Origin of the sequence: Gilliamella sp. Choc5-1 (genome assembly GCF_001690595.1) — a bacterium.
GTDB lineage: Bacteria > Pseudomonadota > Gammaproteobacteria > Enterobacterales > Orbaceae > Gilliamella > Gilliamella apicola_M.
Genome location: NZ_LZHH01000016.1, coordinates 14,432 through 32,178 on the forward strand (window position 1 = coordinate 14,432; position 17,747 = coordinate 32,178).

The window sequence follows — 17,747 nt, forward strand, 5'->3', positions numbered from 1 at the left end:
TATTTAAATAATTAGCTGACTAAATAAATGGAAAATAAGCTATCTATGAATATGAAAAATGCAGAGATGAAAAAAAACATCAAAATCCCACTTATCTTTTTACTCCTTTTAATTTTTGGCTCATTCTTAATTTTCTTAGGATCAAGGAATGATGCCGTAACGGTTGCAAAAAGTATCAAATCGGGAGTATTAACCGCTGACGAAATTAATATTGCCTTTCAAAATGTCGGCGGAAAAGTCACCAAACGTTTTGTGCAAGAATCACAAATGGTAAAAAAAGGTGATCCACTTATGCAGTTAGAAGATATTGATACCAAGCTAGCTATCGATCGCATGCAAGCACTTGTTGATAGCCAAAAGGCCGCAGTTAATCAAGAACAAGCTGCCATCAAAATTACAGAGAACGAAACTAATCTTTCAGAATTATCAACTTGGCGCAAAATTGAAGAAGTACAAGCTAATTTAGAAGCGGCAAAATCGGCTCAATATTTAACTGGCACCGAATTTGATCGCCAAACACAATTACGCAAAACAGGTGGTAACTCACAATCGCAACTGGATAACGCCCGTCATGCCTTTACTGCCGCCAAAATGCAAGTTGTTCAAATCGAAAGTCAATTATCGACTTTAATGATTGGCGCAACACCTGAGCAAATTAGCCAATTTCAGCAAACAAAAAAAGCAACAGGTATGACAATACAATCTATCACTATTGCACGCCAAAAACTCGAAAACCGCAAAAATCAACTTACCCAAATACAAGCACAACTGGCACAAGGCGAAGCCGAATTAAAACAATTACAGCTCAATAATGAACGGTTAACATTAAAAGCCCCTGAAGATGGCAAAGTATTAAAACTTATGTTTGAAGATGGTGAAATGGTACCCAATGGCGCGCCAGCTGTATTATTAGAAACCGACCGTAAATATATCGATATTTATGTAAATGAAAAGATGGTTAATGATTACCAACCAGACACAACTGTTACAGCGAATGTGATTGCGCTTAATAAAGAAGTAAAAGGAAAAGTTCGCTTTGCCACAGCAGCGCCATCTTTTGCTGATTTACGAATGACACGAGAACGAGGACAAGCTGATTTAACTTCTTATCAAGTTAGAATTTATATCGAACCAATACCAAAACTATTAACAGGCATGACACTTGAGGTTAAAAAATGATGCAAAACATCATTAAATCCATTCTTGAAGAGCTCGACGCCATGCTATCAGGCCACTTTATTCCTTATTATAAAGTCTCGATTGGCTTAGTGGCTATTGTCTCGCTCATATTTTCAATTGTATTAAGCCACGGCGCTGTTTTTGAAGGAAAAATTGCAGTTATTGATCTTGATGGCTCTCATTATTCGACCGAATTAATTAGCAAAGTTAACACATCGCCTTATATTGAAGTGACAGAAGTAATAAGATCGCCAGTAAATCCAATAACGTTGGTTTCACACGACCGTAATTTAGGTGTTTTATATATTCCTAAAGGTCTAGAAAAAAGCTTAAAAAAAGGCGACAAAACTGTTCGCTTAGGTTATTTTGCTGATGATACCAATGACGCACAAAATGCCAAGGTATTACAAAGCTTAAATGAGTACATTCCTGAATTAGGTGCCGAACTCAGTATTGGTAAAGTCGCCGCATTAGGGCTTGGTCATGATGGTATCGAAGCAACTTTATCACCAATGCAGCTTAAAACACGCTACATGTTTAACCCTGCAAGCTCCTCAACCATATCGACAATTATCTATTTTGTTTACTTTTTCTCGTCACTGACTTATGGGTTAACCTCATTAATGATAGTTGGACGCTTAAAAGTCACAGGCATGTGGCAAACCGCAATAGAAAGAGGATTTGTTTCATTATTAGCAAGAACGGTTCCTTATGCACTATTTTTTACAACAGCATTAACGCTTATCACAGCCATACTTGTTATATTTGGACAACTGCGTTTTGACGGTAACTATTTTGCTTTTGTACCGAGCATATTTATGACAGGATTAGCATTTGGTTGGCTAGGATTTTTACTGTCTTGGAAAACCAACAACCCGGGCGAAGGAGCAAGCAAAATGATCTTTCTAGTACCGCCAGGATTTATTATGGGGGGCTCAACAATGGCTGTGGGAATAATGCCAATTTGGACTTACTATGTCAGCCATGCTTTCCCATTAGTTTGGTTATTTAAATTTTTCCGCGATTTTGCCATGCGAGGGCGTTCACTGATTGATATGTTTGCGACTTATGGCGCTTTCATTATCTACTTAACGATTATTGCTTTTCTTGTGATGATGTTTGTTGAGCGAGAGAATAAAACAAATAATATATAAGAAAACACAGATTTTTTTACACTTCATGCTAAAATAATCCTTTAAAACGCCCATAAGGCGTTTAGCAAATTTTAACCAGCAGCACTCAACTGCTGGTAATGAATTAACCAATATTCCATCTAAATCAAACAAAATACCTTTAGCTTTTATATCACAATTTACCAGCACTACCACAAATACGAATTTTATCTTCGATAATTTTTGCCATAGCTAATTTAGCTGGTTGCATATAATGCCTTGGATCATTTGCATCAGGGTAGGTTTTAAAATCTTGTTTTAACGCATCTGAAAAAGCAATTTTTAATTCAGTTGCCACATTTACTTTGCAAATACCCAATGAAATCGATTTTTTCACCATTGCCTCAGGTATACCTGAGGCACCATGTAACACCAGTGGAACATCAACTTTATCTCGTATTTTGGCTAATCGTTCAAAATCGAGTTTAGGCTCACCTTTGTACATACCATGAGCTGAACCAATAGCTACCGCAAGTGAATCTATTCCTGTGCGTTCGACATACTCTTTTGCCGCACTGGGATCTGTAAAAGCACTATCTTTGTTATCGACAATAAGATCGTCTTCTTGCCCACTAAGCCGCCCTAATTCGGCTTCAACGCTGGCGTTAAAATTGTGGCTAAATTCAACCATTTTACGCACAATGTTAATATTTTCTTCAAATGGATGATGTGAAGCATCGATCATAATTGAACGAATACCCGCTTCAATTTTAGCTTGAATATCTTTGATATCTTCATGGTGATCAAGGTGTAAAGCAAAAGGAAAATGCTTGGTTTGTGCAGCTGTTTTACAAATATTAATTAAATACTCTGTACCTGCATAGCGATAAGTGCTAGGTGTAGCTGCCAATATTACCGGTGATTGCATCTGTTTAGCGGTATCAATTACGACTTGAATTGTTTCAAGATTATGTATATTAAATGCCGGAACAGCATAATTTTCACGTTGTGCTTTTTTTAACATTTCTTGACTGGAAATAAGGTACATAATAACTCCTTAATTAACATAAATTTTTAATTAATTTGGGTAATGCTAACTTGTTGATAATATTCATCATAATTACGCATATCGACAAAACCAGTTTGTGACTCCATCGCATTTAACATGCCCATTGTCATTGCCCGTTTAAGCATGACTTCTATCGGTTCGTTTTCATAAATACTAACGGCAAGTCCAGCTAAAGTGACATCTCCAGATCCCACTGGATTGACAACATTTATTTTAGGTATTGAAACCTGATAATATTGATGATAACAACGCACAAAAGCACCATTTTTACCTAAGGAAATGACGATAAAAGGAATATTATTAAGCAAAGGATGATTCACAGCTTTTATTAACGATGTAGTATCATTAACATCAATATTTATTTTAATAATTTGTTGTAATTCATCTTTATTGGGCTTAATTAAGTAAGGTTTATGTTCAGATACCAATGTAGCTAATAATATTTTTCCTGATGAATCTAGCAAAACAGGAATAGCCTTTTTATTGGCGATTTGAATTAATGTGGCATAAAAATCAATCGGAAAACCTTGTGGCAGTGATCCTGAAATGGTTATTACTTTTGCTTGGTTAACCAATTTTTGATAGTGATCTAAAAAGCTAGTTACCTCTTTTTGATCTAATATAGGTCCGGATTCAAGAATTTCGGTTTGATTACCTTCATGCAAAACTGCAATACAATTTCTAGACTCATGTTTGGTAACATAGAAGTCGTAGTGAATATTATCATTATCTAATTGCTTTTGAATATATTCACCAGTTGTTCCCCCTACAATACCAGTAGCTAAAACATCAATGCCAGAAAATTTAACACCTCGGGTAACATTGAGTCCTTTACCACCAGCTGTTTTTTTTACATTAGCAACACGATTGACATCATTAATATAGAGTTTAGTAAGTGGATATGAAATATCCACTGAAGGGTTCATGGTAATTGTTAATATCATATTCTCACCTACGCATTCATTACGAAGTAATATCGTTGGGAGAAATAACAAACTTAAATAATCAAACTAGTTCAATATTGTCAATCATTTAAATAGTCAATAATACACAATGTAATCACTATTTAATTCGTACAAATTATTTTTGTTTAGTTTACAGATCGTTTAAGCTCTGTTTAAAAGATATACAATCACCAGTTAAAAAATTTAAACAGTTATAAAATCAATGCCTTTGTCTTCAAATTGCTGCTTATAATCGCCATTGACATCATTATCAGTAATGATCGTATTAAGCTTATTAAGTGGTAATACGACATTAATGCCATTTCGTCCAAATTTTGATGAATCTAAAACAGCAATCACTTTACTTGCTGCATTAGCCATCACACTACTGATTGTGTAACCTTCGTTAAACGTTGTTATTCCTCTTATTGCATCGATTCCATCTGCACCAACAAACAAAATATCAGCAGAAATGCCATCTAACGATTGCTCGGCAATTTTTCCATGAAAAGAACGTGTTTTATGTCTTAGTGTACCACCACACATAAATAACATAATGTCACTGTTATCCGATAATATAAATGCAGAAGTAAGACTGTTAGTAATGACAGTGATATGTTTAAGTTTAACTAATTCTTCAGCTATCAACATTGTGGTACTGCCACTATCTAAAATAATAGTATCACCTTCTTTGACATGTTTAACCGCTGCAATTGCAATACGTTTTTTAGCTTCTATAAAACGCTGATGGCGTTCTTCTAATTGCAATTCTTTAAATGATTTTAAATCACCTTTATTCATGATTTTGTTTGCACCACCATAGAATCGAGTAAGAACTCCTTGCTTTTCTAATAAACGAAGATCTGTTCTAATTGTCACTTCCGAAACATCATATTGCTGCGATAAGTCACTGACAAGAACCGTTCCTTTCGTATTAAGAAGTTCAACTATTTGTTGGCGTCTTTCACCTGCGTTCATAATATTTCCTTTTTCGAAAATTTTTCAGCAGTGTATAACAAACAAAATCAAAAGATAAGCGCTCATTTTTGATGATGGCTATAAATCAAGTAATTACATGCAATTTAATAAAATTTTTCCGTTCATTGAATGACCATTCAAAGCGCTAACTTTCTGAACAAATTCATCAAAATTACCAACACCTGCAATAAGTTCGTCAAGCATTATTTTTCCATCAACAAAAAATTGGCTAACTAGTTGCCACTCTTTTCCTGGCCAAGGTGCTGAATAGTTCATCCAACTGCCCAAAATTTGAAGTTCTTTTCGTAATATCAATCCAAATGTTTTTTCTGAAAGAGTTACATCATTATGTAATGTACCCACTAAACCAACTTTGGCTTTTGGGCCTGCTATTTCAATAGCTAGGCTAACGGTTGCTGGTGCGCCAGCGGTTTCTAATACCACTTGATCAAACCTATGAGGTAATAATGCATCATTAATCTCAGACACTGTCATATTCTTAGCATGATAAACAGCATCAGCACCTAATTTTTTGGCCAGATCTAATCGCTCTTCATTAATATCCAATACAGCGACAAACATAGCCCCCATTGCCTTTGCGCATTGCATGGCAAGTAAGCCAATAGTCCCCCCTCCAACAATCACCACATTTTTATTATGACAACCATCTGCCAATAACAGTGCATGCATTCCAACTGTCATTGGCTCAAAAAATGCGCCTTGTATAGGACTAACATCTTTGGGTAATTTGAAAGCACTTTTCTTATTAATTACAATATATTGTGCTAATCCTCCGGTTATTCTTGAACCAACAAATGTATAATGTTTACATAGAGAATAATAATGTTTTTGGCACTCATCACATTTAAAACAAGGTAATAAAGGTACGCAAGAAATTAAATCACCAATATCAAACTCTGTGACATCACTGCCCATTTCGACAACCGTGCCACTAAATTCATGGCCAAGTGTGATTGGATAAAAATGTGCTCCATGATGAAAAATGCGTGGAATATCAGAACCGCATAACCCACAATATGCCACCTTTACCAGAATTTGATCTGATGAAGTGATTTGGGGCATTTCAATATCTTCTACAGATAAAGTCCCCTCATCATTAACAACGACTGCTTTCATGTTATGTTCCTATGTTAATAATCAAATTAGGTTGCTGTTTTAACGTTCACTGGGTTGTCAGTGAACGTTACTAGATAAATTTACAGCTTACTTTTTTTATTACCGATTCACACATTATCGGCATCGTCTACCCGTTACTTTTTCAACAATAGTTTAAATTTTTGCGCCCGTTTCCATGTCAAAAATAAGCAAAATAGATAAAAAATTCCGATACAAGTAAATCCAATAGGCTGTTTCAAATTAACAAGCTGAACCAAAATATAAGTAATTGGCGAACCACCTTGATCCATTGCGCCAACTGAAATGCCATTACTTGCAGTAATGGTGCCAGCATTAACAGCAAGTTGCGTGGTTAACGGCACCATTTGAGTGGCGATCCATAAGGTAATAGCAATAATAATTGATCCAGAAATAATAATTCTAAATAGATTGCCTTGATGAATAGCTACTCCCATAGCGATAAAAAAGCCAATGGTTGCCAAATCACCAAATGGTAGGACTTCATTACCAGGAAGCACAATGGCAATGAAAATACTTAAAGGAATAAAAATCAAACTAGCAGAAACAACGGTTGAATGACCTAACAATAATGCTGGATCTAAACCAATAAGGAAGTCTTGCCCACCAAATTTAGATTGTAAATGTTTGCGTGCTTGTTTAGATATTGGAGTTAAACCATCCATAATTGGTTTTATCACTCTTGGCATTAACAGCATTACCGCAGCGGTTTGAATTGCAAGTTGTAAGGTTTGCTTGACACCATAACCCGCTAATAAACCTAGTAAAATGCCCATAAATAAACCTACGGTGACTGGTTCACCAAATGCGCCAAATCTTTTTTGCATATCAACAGCATTAAAATTAATTTTATTAATGCCTGGTATTTTTTCGATAACAGTATCAACAAATACCGCTATCGGGCCACAATATGCCGAAGTTCCATGTGGTACAGCAATACCATCAAGCTCAAAAAAATCTTTGGTATCTTTAGCAAACCAATCTCCTAATTTATAAGCAATAATCGCATGCACAATCACACCAGCAATACCAAGCCAGTAAGAGCTTGTTGCAATGTAAACTAACGCTCCACTAAATGTCATATGCCAAATATTCCAAATATCCACATTAACAACTCGGGTTAATTTTAAAAGTAACATCACAATGTTAACGGCAATAGCAATAGGAATTGCAACTAGCGCAATTTGCGAAGCCCAAGTCATAGGGGCAGCGCCAGGCCAACCAACATCAACAACATTTAGGCTAATATCAAATCGTTCTGCCATAGCTTGGGCTGCAGGTCCAACTGAACTGGTTAATAATCCCACTACTAAACCAATACCAACAAAGCCAATTCCAATATGAATACCTGCTTTTAATGCATCCCCCACTTTCATTCTTAATGAGAGTGAGAAGAGAATAATCACAATGGGCAACATCACTGATGGACCAAGATCCAAAATGTACTGCATAATTTCAGTAAACATATTCTTATCCTTTTAAAATAGATAATATTTTTGCTTTTAACTGCTCAATTCCAACGCCAGATACAAATGGCATACCATGCACAATCGGAATATCATCAAATGTTTGATCCATCTTTGCTGTAGTACAAATCAGGTCGACATCATCAATAAAGGTACTAATTTCATTAATCCGACACTGTACTAGATCAAGCTCAATATTATTTTCATTACATAACTCTTTTATCTCATCAGCTGCTAAAGTTGATGTTGCAACTGCACCACCACATGCAACAATAATCTTTTTTTTCATAATGCCTCCTAAACAACTTATTGATTAAATATCACTTTATTAAAATGTTCGGCAATTGCATCTTGCGGACTATTTAATAAAAAATGATAAAATTCTTTATTTTGTAGACTTGTAAAAAGCGTTTTTAAAAGTGTTAGCTGATCTGTTGGTGAAGTAACAACCAATGAAATAATTAATGAAACTTCAACAGTTCCATCGTCATCTGCTCGTTGGAATAAAACAGGAGATAGAGAGCGAAGAATAAAGACCGCAGGGGTATTTGCATGTTCAGCTTCACAATGTGGAATAGCTACAGCATAACCATCGAGTAAAATACCCGTTGGAAATGAAGCTTCCCTATCAATCAAAGCTTTCAAATGGCTTTCTTTTACAATACCTTTTTGCTGTAATTGCTGGCTCAGATAAGTTAGCAAATCTAACCTATTGTTAAAACTAACATTATCATTAATAATAAGCTGACATTCTCTCATTTTATTCTCCATTTTTTGTCTTTTTTATGTTACTCTTTAAATCATAACTTTCGAAAACAAAAACCATATCGAAAGATTAATTACTTTCGAACAAAAAAACAAATAGGATTTTATATTTTTGTGATCGAAATCTATTTTTTTTAATAAGCATTGTTTCTCAAATCAGTATAAAGACACATTCCAACAGCAAATTATGATCAAGATCACAAAAATTACTTTTTTAGATTGCAATAAAAGATTAAAATGCCAAAATGTTACCCGTAACAAAATGTGAGTATACTAAGGATTAGCAATGACTAAAAAAAGCAAACAAGTTTTTGTATTAATGGGAGTGTCGGGTTGTGGCAAATCAGCGGTGGCTAAACAAGTTGCTTATAATTTAGATGCTGCTTTTTTAGATGGTGATTTTTTACATCCTAAGTCTAATATTCTAAAAATGCGTAGTGGCACACCATTAAATGATGAAGATCGTATGCCTTGGCTTAGTTTAATCAGTAATGCCGCTTTTGCCATGAGTAATGTCAATGATGTGTCGATTATTATTTGTTCGGCATTAAAAAAACAATATCGAGATATTATCCGTGGTGAGAATGAAAACGTTCATTTTATCTATTTAAAAGGCGATTACGATGTCATTGCAGAACGTTTAGCTAAACGTCAAGGTCACTACCAAAAAACTGGCATGCTTCAATCGCAATTTGACACTCTTGAAGAACCAACTACTGATGAAAACGATGTCTACAAAATAGACATTGCACAGCCATTAGTCAATGTTGTCCATGATACAGAACAAGTCATTCGTTCCATATGTCATTGTGAATAATAGCAATAGAATAAAAAGAATAATATAACAAATGTCGAGGTTAATGTGAATCCAACTGTTCAAGCTGTAACAAAACGTATTATTGAGCGTTCAAAAGCAACGCGCGAGGCTTATTTACAAAAAATAGAACGAGCAATGCTCAATAAAGTAACTCGAGCCAGCTTACCTTGTAGCAACTTAGCTCACGGTTTTGCTGCTTGTTGTATTGATGATAAAAATGATCTAAAAAATATTCTAAAAAGCAATATTGGAATCATTAGCTCTTACAACGACATGCTTTCGGCACATAAACCTTATGAATATTATCCTGAACAAATCCGAAAAGTTCTACATGAAGTGGGTGCGGTTGGGCAAATGGCGGGGGGAGTGCCGGCAATGTGTGATGGCGTTACCCAAGGCGAGCCGGGGATGGAGCTGTCATTAATGAGCCGAGACATCATTGCCATGTCTGTTGCTGTTGGCCTTTCACACAATATGTTTGACGGCGCACTATACCTTGGCATTTGCGATAAAATTGTACCGGGCTTATTTGTAGGCGCATTAGCATTTGGGCATTTGCCAGCAATTTTTGTTCCTGCAGGACCAATGCCATCAGGCTTATCGAATAAAGAAAAAGTACGCATTCGCCAACTCTATTCTGAAGGTAAGGCTTCTCGTGAAGATTTGTTAGAGTCAGAATCGGCATCATATCACACTAGCGGAACTTGTACTTTTTATGGCACCGCCAATAGTAACCAAATGGTTATTGAATTAATGGGATTACATTTACCTGGTGCTGCCTTTGTTCATCCAGAAACCGCACTGCGTTTTGAATTAACTAATGCGGCGGCTAAACAAATTACACGCCTAACAAAACAATCAGGTAACTATATGCCTGTGGGTAAAATGGTAGACGAAAAGGTCATCGTCAATGGCTTAGTTGCATTACTGGCAACCGGCGGATCAACTAATTTAACCATGCATATTGTCGCAATGGCGAAAGCGGCTGGAATTATTATTAATTGGGATGATATTTCAGATCTTTCAACTGTTGTACCACTACTTTGCCGAATTTATCCGAACGGTCCTGCTGATATTAACTATTTCCAAGCAGCAGGGGGAACGTCTTTATTGGTTCGAGAATTACTCGCTGGAGGCTTATTACATGAAGATGTTGAAACCGTTGCCGGTCATGGTCTTAGCCGTTACACCAAAGAACCAATTTTAGAAAATGGCAAATTACTTTACCGTGAAGGTCCAACCAAATCATTAGACGAAAACGTCATCGCCTCGATTAAAAAACCATTTAACTCGCATGGTGGATTAAAAGTTATGTCAGGCAACCTAGGGCGAGCAGTAATGAAAACATCCGCTATTGAGCCTGAACATCAAATTATCGAAGCACCTGCGGTTGTTTTTAATAGCCAATATGATTTAGATGCTGATTATAAAGCAGGAAAATTAGATAAAGATTGTGTTGTTGTTGTACGCTATCAAGGGCCAAAAGCGATTGGCATGCCAGAATTGCATAAACTGATAACCCCACTAGGCGTGCTACAAGATAAAGGCTATAAAGTCGCCTTATTAACCGATGGTCGCTTATCAGGTGCTTCAGGCAAAGTTCCTGCTGCTATTCATGTCACACCAGAAGCTTATGATGGCGGTTTACTAAGTAAAGTTCAAGAAGGCGACATGATTCGTGTTAACGGCCAAACTGGCGAAATAACATTACTTGTTGATGAAGTTGAATTAGCTAAACGTGAGCCTGAAAAATTTGACTTAACCGACTCACATCATGGCTATGGACGTGAACTGTTCACCGTTATTCGTGAAAACTTAACCTCGGCCGAAGAAGGTGCAGTAAGCTTTTAATGCTAAAAATCTGCCGCATATTGCGGCAGAAACTGACCAACCAGTCTCGCTGTAGAAATTCTTCATGTTGTTTACACTGCTTTGAGATGCTCTGTAATAAATATCCATAAAAAAACAAAATTAACACCCTATCACAAACAAGCGATAGGGTGCTGATATCATAAAGAAAAATAACTGTCACCAATTTAGCTAAAGCCGATAACAAAACCTATCTGGGTGAAATACTGCAGGTTATTACCAAAGGTCTACCTTTACTTAAAAATCAAACAAAGCAGAAAACTAGAGAATATTCTATAACTTATATATATTTGATTTTATTGTTTTTTATACATAAACGTAGTGCACTCCTGAAACTTTTTAACAAAATTTATATTCCCTTGATTTATTTAGATAAACTGAGTGATAACCGGTATATCAAGCAAAAATCACCGGTCCACAAATGAATAGAAAAACTGAAATAGTGATACATACGTTAATGGGAAGTTATAGCATCAGCCAATATTTAACGACTCAAAAACGAAAACAAAAGCGCAAACGCTTGATTAATTTTTATAGTACCGTTAAACCTTATAAAACAATGTTAAGAAAACACCTTAGCGTTTTAAAGGATTATTTTAACCATGAAATGTAAACAACTTGGCGTTTTCCTACACTTATTGAACGTTACCGAGTTGTTTTGCTAATTCTAGCAGTCCTAATTTAGGTTTAATGATTTTGGCGGTTTGATTCATTTCTGGCTCTCCTTTTTATTTTATAAAACAACTTAAATATCAAATTAAGTAAAGACTATTACAACTTAATATTAAAACAAGAAAATAAATGATAAAAAAACGCAGCCAAATAAATTGAAAATATTCCCTACAACAATAAATCAAGGTATTATGTCTAAAATAAAATCTACCTCATAGAGTTATTTTTGTGGAACAATTGTCATCTCATCATGGCGTTATGTCATCAATTACTGCTTTTTTACCTGATTACTTAATTCAACATTATCCACTCATTATTGTTTGCTCATTGCTATTTATCGCTATTTTGTTATTTTCATTCAGCAAATTAAGAATGGATATCATTGCCTTACTTACAATTACAGCAATCACCATCACTGGCGTACTAACTCCAGCCGAAGCATTAGCAGGTTTTAGTGATCCCAACATAATTTTAATTGCTTTATTATTTATTATTGGTGAAAGCCTAGTTAGAACAGGCATATCATACAAAATGAGTGAATACATACTAAAAATTGCAGGTAAAAATGACATCCGCATTATTACCTATATTATGCTAGGCGCAGCTTTGCTTGGCTCAATAATGAGCTCAACGGGTGTTGTTGCGATTTTTATCCCTGTTGCCATTAGCATTGCTAATCACACAGGCATACACGTTAAAAAATTAATGATGCCGCTTTGTATTGCAGCATTAATTAGTGGCATGATGACACTAGTTGCAACGGCGCCAAACCTTGTTGTCAATAGTGAGCTAAATCACTTCAAATTAAAAGAGTTTAGTTTTTTTTCCATTACTCCAATTGGTTTAGGCGTTTTAGTTGTTGGGGTCATTTATTGTGTGTTAACACGTAATTGGTTGCTCACAGCTGAACAAGTCACCCCAACCAACACCCAACCGCAAAGACGAAAAATTACCGATTTAATCCGTGACTATAAATTAATTGGTCGTGCCCACCGCGCACAAATATTAGCGGGATCGCCTTTTGTTGGTCGCACAATTGATGGCTTGCATTTGCGTAGTGAACATGGCGTAAATGTTATTGGTATTGAACGTTGGCGCAAATTTCACAAAGTATTAATTCCTGTTAATGGCTCAACTGAGTTTCGTGAAAATGATATTTTGCTACTTGATATGTCGCACTCCGAAGCCGATTATCGCACTTTTTTAACTACCAACAACCTTGAGCCCAAAGTTTTACGAGGCGAATATTTTTCTGAACAAGTTAAAGAAGTCGGCATGGCCGAAGTTGCCCTACTTCCTGAATCAACACTTTGCGGTAAAACCCTAAACGAAATTGATTTTAGAGGGAAATACTTTCTAACCGTTATCGGAATTTGGCGCAATCACGCACCAGTTGAAACAAACAACTTATTCCAAGAACGATTAGAAATGAGCGACACATTATTAGTCTGTGGTGACTGGGGCTCGATTCAAAAGTTACAAACTCGCACCAATGATTTTGTCGTATTAGATTACCCCGCAGATATCGACGACATAGCACCAGCAAGCACTCAAGCACCAGCGGCATTAATCAACCTAGCAATCATGATAACCTTAATGGTAACAGGCATTGTGCCAAACGTTGTTGCAGCCTTAATTGCCTGTTTACTGATGGGAGCAACACGTTGCATTGATATGACCAATGCCTATAAATCAATACACTGGCCAACCTTAATATTAATTATCGGTATGATGCCATTTGCATTAGCGCTCAACAAAACGGGCGGTATTTCGCTCATATCAGCTTGGCTTGAAGTTCATCTACGCAGCTTTGGTCCATACATGGTGCTAACATTTATCTTCTTACTCTGCTCAACTGTCGGATTATTCATATCCAATACCGCAACCGCAATCTTAATTGCGCCTATCGCCATTGATTTAGCATTAAAATTTGGTTATTCACCCCATCCTTTTGCCATGACAGTTGCCATTGCTACATCGGCATCATTCATCACGCCCGTATCATCGCCAATTAAAACTATGGTCGTTGCGCCTGGTGGGTATAGTTTTGGAGATTTTGTCAAAATTGGCGTACCGTTAACGTTTTTAGTAATGGCGGTAGATATTGCTTTAGTACCGGGGTTTTTTCCGTTTTAAAGCCTAATTATGGTAATGATTGAAAATAATTTTAATAGACAAACATATTTTATTAAATTGAGAAATAGGAGAATTAAAAAATGATGGATGTTTTACAAGATATTATAGGACGTGCATTTTTTTTACATTAATTATCGGATTGTTGATTTTTGTAGGCTTATTTATTCAATTGCTATGTAACGTAATTATAAAGCAAGTAAAATCAGATAAAATAAGTGATAAAATATTGATGAAACACTATAATATGTTAAAAAAATACAAAGATAATGTTTTTTTTCATTTTTGTGCTACGGCATTCTTTATAGGTATGGTATGAAATTAAATCAAAAAGCTTTTGATGTTTATAAACAATGCATGATTAAACGTAATTTACCTTTATAATTTTCACTCACCAATTTAAACTATAATGATGACAATATCGGTATTGTGATTAGTGTATCAATTATAGTTTGTTTTTGTTTGATAAAAACACCTCATAAAAACTTCAATAAAATCAAAATACTTCCTGACCGATTTTTTGCTAAAAAACAAACCGCCAAAGATAAAATAGTCTCTTTTTTGATTAAAGATTCTTAATTAAGTTTCGGGTATAATTGAGGTTATTTTTCGATTATGGATACGAATACTTATGCCTAATGTCACTAAACCTTTAAATATCATTTTTGCTGGTACGCCCGATTTTGCTGCTACTCATTTAAAGGCGCTTGTTGGTTCGGAACATAATGTGATTGCCGTTTTTACGCAACCCGATCGCCCTGCGGGTCGTGGCAATAAATTAACAGCAAGCCCAGTTAAGCAACTTGCAATCGAGTACAATTTACCTGTTTATCAACCTGCCACGCTTAAAAAAGAAGAGAATCAAAAAATTATTGCCGATCTTAATGCCGATATTATGATTGTGGTTGCTTATGGACTAATTTTGCCACAAGCAGTATTAGATATGCCTAAACTGGGTTGTTTAAATGTGCATGGTTCGTTATTACCTCGTTGGCGTGGTGCAGCGCCAATTCAACGTGCATGTTGGGCAGGTGATGAGCAAACAGGCATTACCATTATGCAGATGGATGCAGGGCTTGATACGGGCGATATGCTATATAAGCTGACCTGCCCAATTGAGCAGACCGATACTAGCGCATCGTTATATGAAAAACTGGCAAAATTAGGACCGCAAGCGTTGCTTGATACGTTGACATTACTCACTGAACAAAAAATCCAACCCGAAAAGCAAGATCCATCACAAGCAACTTATGCCGAAAAATTATCAAAGCAAGAAGCTAAACTTGATTGGAATTTGCCTGCAGTGCAACTTGAGCGTTGCGTTCGGGCTTTTAATCCATGGCCAGTGAGTTATTTTGAGGTTAATGGTGAGCCTGTAAAAGTATGGCAAGCCCATGTGGTAAAAATGGATTCAAAACAGCCGGCTGGCACAATTTTGCAAGCCAATAAAAATGGCATTTGTATTGCAACCAGCAATGGCGCATTGAATATGACACTTTTACAACCTGCGGGGAAAAAACCGATGTCTGCCCAAGATTTGTTAAACTCACGCAAGGCTTGGTTCACAGTTGGCGAAAAATTAAATACACGTTAATCGATCAATGTATAAAATTACAGGATGCTATATCCTGTAATTGCTATCGTTTTTTAGCCAATAAGGTTGCAAACCTTAATTTGATTCTGTTTCCATGTATATCCGTTTTATGCAATTGTCCAACATCCTCATTATATTTTAGTATTTCCCAATCTTGGTAATATTGGTGCAACTCGTTTTCTTTAAAAGTAAATGAAAACCCAACAGAGCAAGGGTAATCAGGCGTAGACATGGCGCTGACAATTAAATTATATCCTCCTGATTTGGTCATTTTTTGCATATTATTAATAATAGCAGGAATTCTTTCGGGTTGTAAAAACATCATAACAACGGTCGAAAGGATAAAATCATATTCGCCCTGTAAATTTGCTTGATTGATATCATAAACCATTGTATTAATATGCTTAAGGTTATCATCATTAATGATTTTTTGTAAATTTCCAATACTGAGTTCTGATTTATCAACAGCGGTAACATCAAAGCCTTGTAACTGCAAATAGAGTGAGTTGCGACCTGAACCGCAACCTAAATCTAATGCCTTTCCTGCTTGGATAATCTTTGTTGCGCTAAGTACCTCGGAGTGGGTTTTGGTCATTTGGTATTTTTTTTGGGTATAATCCTCAGGCAAACAATAAAAAGCTAGCTGACACTGTAAGTCATCAGATATTTCGACAATGCGGTGCCGTTGCTGTGGCAATATAAATGGTGGTTGCTGCTGAGTATCAAAACAATGCTTAGTGATCACTTCGCCTTGTTCGGTTAACATTTCAAAACCAACACTTCCTTTTAAAATTTGTAACTTTGCCCATGTACCAATTTGGGTATTATGCTTTTGACGCAACAACGCAGGTAATGTATCAGCATTCCAAATAGGCAATGTTTTGTAACAAACTAAATTATTCAAATTGATACCTCCTATAAAAAAACAATAGTTGACTATTATAGTAGGATATTAATATGGTAAACAATCATTTATTTTAGACAATAAAATAAAAACCTATCAACGAAAATAAATTTATAGTAGCGAAGTTGGCTTGATCAACATATAATCGTCACCATCCTAGACTATATAGTGAAAATTAGAGGAATAATTTATGGGATTTTTAACAGGTAAACGTATACTCGTTACTGGTGTTGCAAGTAATCGTTCAATTGCTTACGGTATTGCACAAGCAATGCATCGTGAAGGCGCTGAACTCGCTTTTACTTACCAAAATGATAAATTAAAAACACGCGTTGAAGAGTTTGCCGCTGATTTTGGTTCTAAAATCGTTTTACCTTGCGATGTTGCTCATGATGAAAGCATCTCTGAACTATTTTCTGAACTTGCAAAAACTTGGGATAAATTCGATGGCTTTGTTCACGCTATCGCTTTTGCTCCTGGCGATCAATTAGATGGCGATTATGTTAATGCAGTGACCCGTGAAGGTTTTGCTATTGCTCACGATATTAGCTCTTATAGCTTCGTTGCTATGGCTAAGGCATGTCGTTCAATGCTAAATCCAAATTCAGCATTAGTGACACTTTCTTATCTTGGTGCTGAGCGTGCAATCCCTAACTATAATGTAATGGGACTTGCTAAAGCTTCACTAGAAGCAAATGTGCGTTATATGGCAAATGCTATGGGTCCTGAAGGTATCCGTGTTAATGCAATTTCAGCAGGCCCAATTCGTACGCTTGCCGCATCTGGCATTAAAGATTTTAAAAAAATGTTATCTCACTGTGAATCAGTAACACCAATCCGTCGTACTGTAACAATTGAAGATGTGGGTAATTCAGCAGCATTCTTATGCTCAAACCTTTCATCTGGTATTACTGGTGAAGTGATTCATGTCGATGGTGGATTTAGCATTGCGGCAATGAATGAGTTAGAACTTAAATAAAATTGATATTTAACACTGAAAAGGGCGTCAATGATTATCTTGATGCCTTTTTTAATGGTAGTTAATAACAAATTATTATATTACTGCGTTATATTATTCTTTTGTTAGTTT

General features: G+C 35.9%; 15 protein-coding genes and 1 pseudogene. 7 read left to right on the forward strand and 9 right to left on the reverse strand.

Annotated features, from left to right (window positions below):
- Positions 1-45 precede the first annotated feature (45 nt).
- On the forward strand, positions 46-1,179 hold the full coding sequence (locus A9G35_RS01115) for an HlyD family secretion protein (protein WP_218057156.1): 1,134 nt from the start codon (positions 46-48) through the stop codon (positions 1,177-1,179).
- Complete coding sequence (locus tag A9G35_RS01120; RefSeq protein ID WP_218057157.1) at positions 1,176-2,333, forward strand: ABC transporter permease; 1,158 nt, start codon at positions 1,176-1,178, stop codon at positions 2,331-2,333. The genes A9G35_RS01115 and A9G35_RS01120 overlap by 4 nt, the downstream gene beginning before the upstream one ends.
- A gap of 57 nt (positions 2,334-2,390) precedes the next feature.
- Here A9G35_RS01120 and A9G35_RS14025 read toward each other — a convergent pair.
- The 8 genes and pseudogenes from A9G35_RS14025 to gatA all read right to left on the reverse strand — a co-directional run.
- A pseudogene (locus tag A9G35_RS14025) lies at positions 2,391-2,483 on the reverse strand (phosphatase); the annotation flags it as partial.
- Between the two features lies 1 nt (position 2,484).
- Positions 2,485-3,339 carry a tagatose bisphosphate family class II aldolase gene (locus A9G35_RS01125; protein WP_065635345.1) on the reverse strand — a complete coding sequence of 285 codons (855 nt, stop codon included), beginning with the start codon at positions 3,337-3,339 and terminating at the stop codon, positions 2,485-2,487.
- A gap of 26 nt (positions 3,340-3,365) precedes the next feature.
- Positions 3,366-4,304 (reverse strand): hexose kinase, encoded by a 939-nt coding sequence (locus A9G35_RS01130; RefSeq protein WP_065635346.1) that lies wholly within the window; start codon positions 4,302-4,304, stop codon positions 3,366-3,368.
- 204 nt (positions 4,305-4,508) lie between these two features.
- Complete coding sequence (locus A9G35_RS01135; RefSeq protein WP_065635347.1) at positions 4,509-5,282, reverse strand: DeoR/GlpR family DNA-binding transcription regulator; 774 nt, start codon at positions 5,280-5,282, stop codon at positions 4,509-4,511.
- Positions 5,283-5,375: 93 nt separating this feature from the next.
- A complete protein-coding gene (locus tag A9G35_RS01140) occupies positions 5,376-6,419 on the reverse strand; it encodes an alcohol dehydrogenase catalytic domain-containing protein (protein WP_065635348.1) in 1,044 nt (347 codons plus the stop codon).
- A gap of 134 nt (positions 6,420-6,553) precedes the next feature.
- On the reverse strand, positions 6,554-7,903 hold the full coding sequence (locus A9G35_RS01145) for a PTS galactitol transporter subunit IIC (protein ID WP_065635349.1): 1,350 nt from the start codon (positions 7,901-7,903) through the stop codon (positions 6,554-6,556).
- Between the two features lie 4 nt (positions 7,904-7,907).
- A complete protein-coding gene (gene gatB, locus A9G35_RS01150) occupies positions 7,908-8,192 on the reverse strand; it encodes a PTS galactitol transporter subunit IIB (protein ID WP_065635350.1) in 285 nt (94 codons plus the stop codon).
- A gap of 17 nt (positions 8,193-8,209) precedes the next feature.
- Positions 8,210-8,662, reverse strand: a complete 453-nt coding sequence (gatA, locus tag A9G35_RS01155; RefSeq protein WP_065635351.1) for a PTS galactitol transporter subunit IIA — start codon at positions 8,660-8,662, stop codon at positions 8,210-8,212.
- Between the two features lie 292 nt (positions 8,663-8,954).
- Between gatA and gntK the strand changes: the two genes are divergently transcribed.
- From gntK to fmt, 4 genes are all read left to right on the forward strand, one after another.
- A complete protein-coding gene (gene gntK, locus A9G35_RS01160) occupies positions 8,955-9,485 on the forward strand; it encodes a gluconokinase (protein WP_065635352.1) in 531 nt (176 codons plus the stop codon).
- A 45-nt stretch (positions 9,486-9,530) separates the two neighbouring features.
- Positions 9,531-11,336, forward strand: a complete 1,806-nt coding sequence (gene edd, locus A9G35_RS01165; protein WP_065635353.1) for a phosphogluconate dehydratase — start codon at positions 9,531-9,533, stop codon at positions 11,334-11,336.
- 948 nt (positions 11,337-12,284) lie between these two features.
- Positions 12,285-14,162 carry an SLC13 family permease gene (locus A9G35_RS01170; RefSeq protein WP_065635354.1) on the forward strand — a complete coding sequence of 626 codons (1,878 nt, stop codon included), beginning with the start codon at positions 12,285-12,287 and terminating at the stop codon, positions 14,160-14,162.
- A 628-nt stretch (positions 14,163-14,790) separates the two neighbouring features.
- Positions 14,791-15,753 (forward strand): methionyl-tRNA formyltransferase, encoded by a 963-nt coding sequence (gene fmt / locus A9G35_RS01175; RefSeq protein WP_065635355.1) that lies wholly within the window; start codon positions 14,791-14,793, stop codon positions 15,751-15,753.
- Between the two features lie 43 nt (positions 15,754-15,796).
- On the opposite strand, the gene tehB is transcribed toward fmt, so the two are convergent.
- Complete coding sequence (gene tehB, locus A9G35_RS01180) at positions 15,797-16,657, reverse strand: SAM-dependent methyltransferase TehB (RefSeq protein WP_065635356.1); 861 nt, start codon at positions 16,655-16,657, stop codon at positions 15,797-15,799.
- A 190-nt stretch (positions 16,658-16,847) separates the two neighbouring features.
- On the opposite strand from tehB, the gene fabI reads away from it, so the two are divergent.
- Complete coding sequence (gene fabI / locus A9G35_RS01185; protein ID WP_065635357.1) at positions 16,848-17,636, forward strand: enoyl-ACP reductase FabI; 789 nt, start codon at positions 16,848-16,850, stop codon at positions 17,634-17,636.
- The last annotated feature ends 111 nt before the right edge of the window (positions 17,637-17,747 follow it).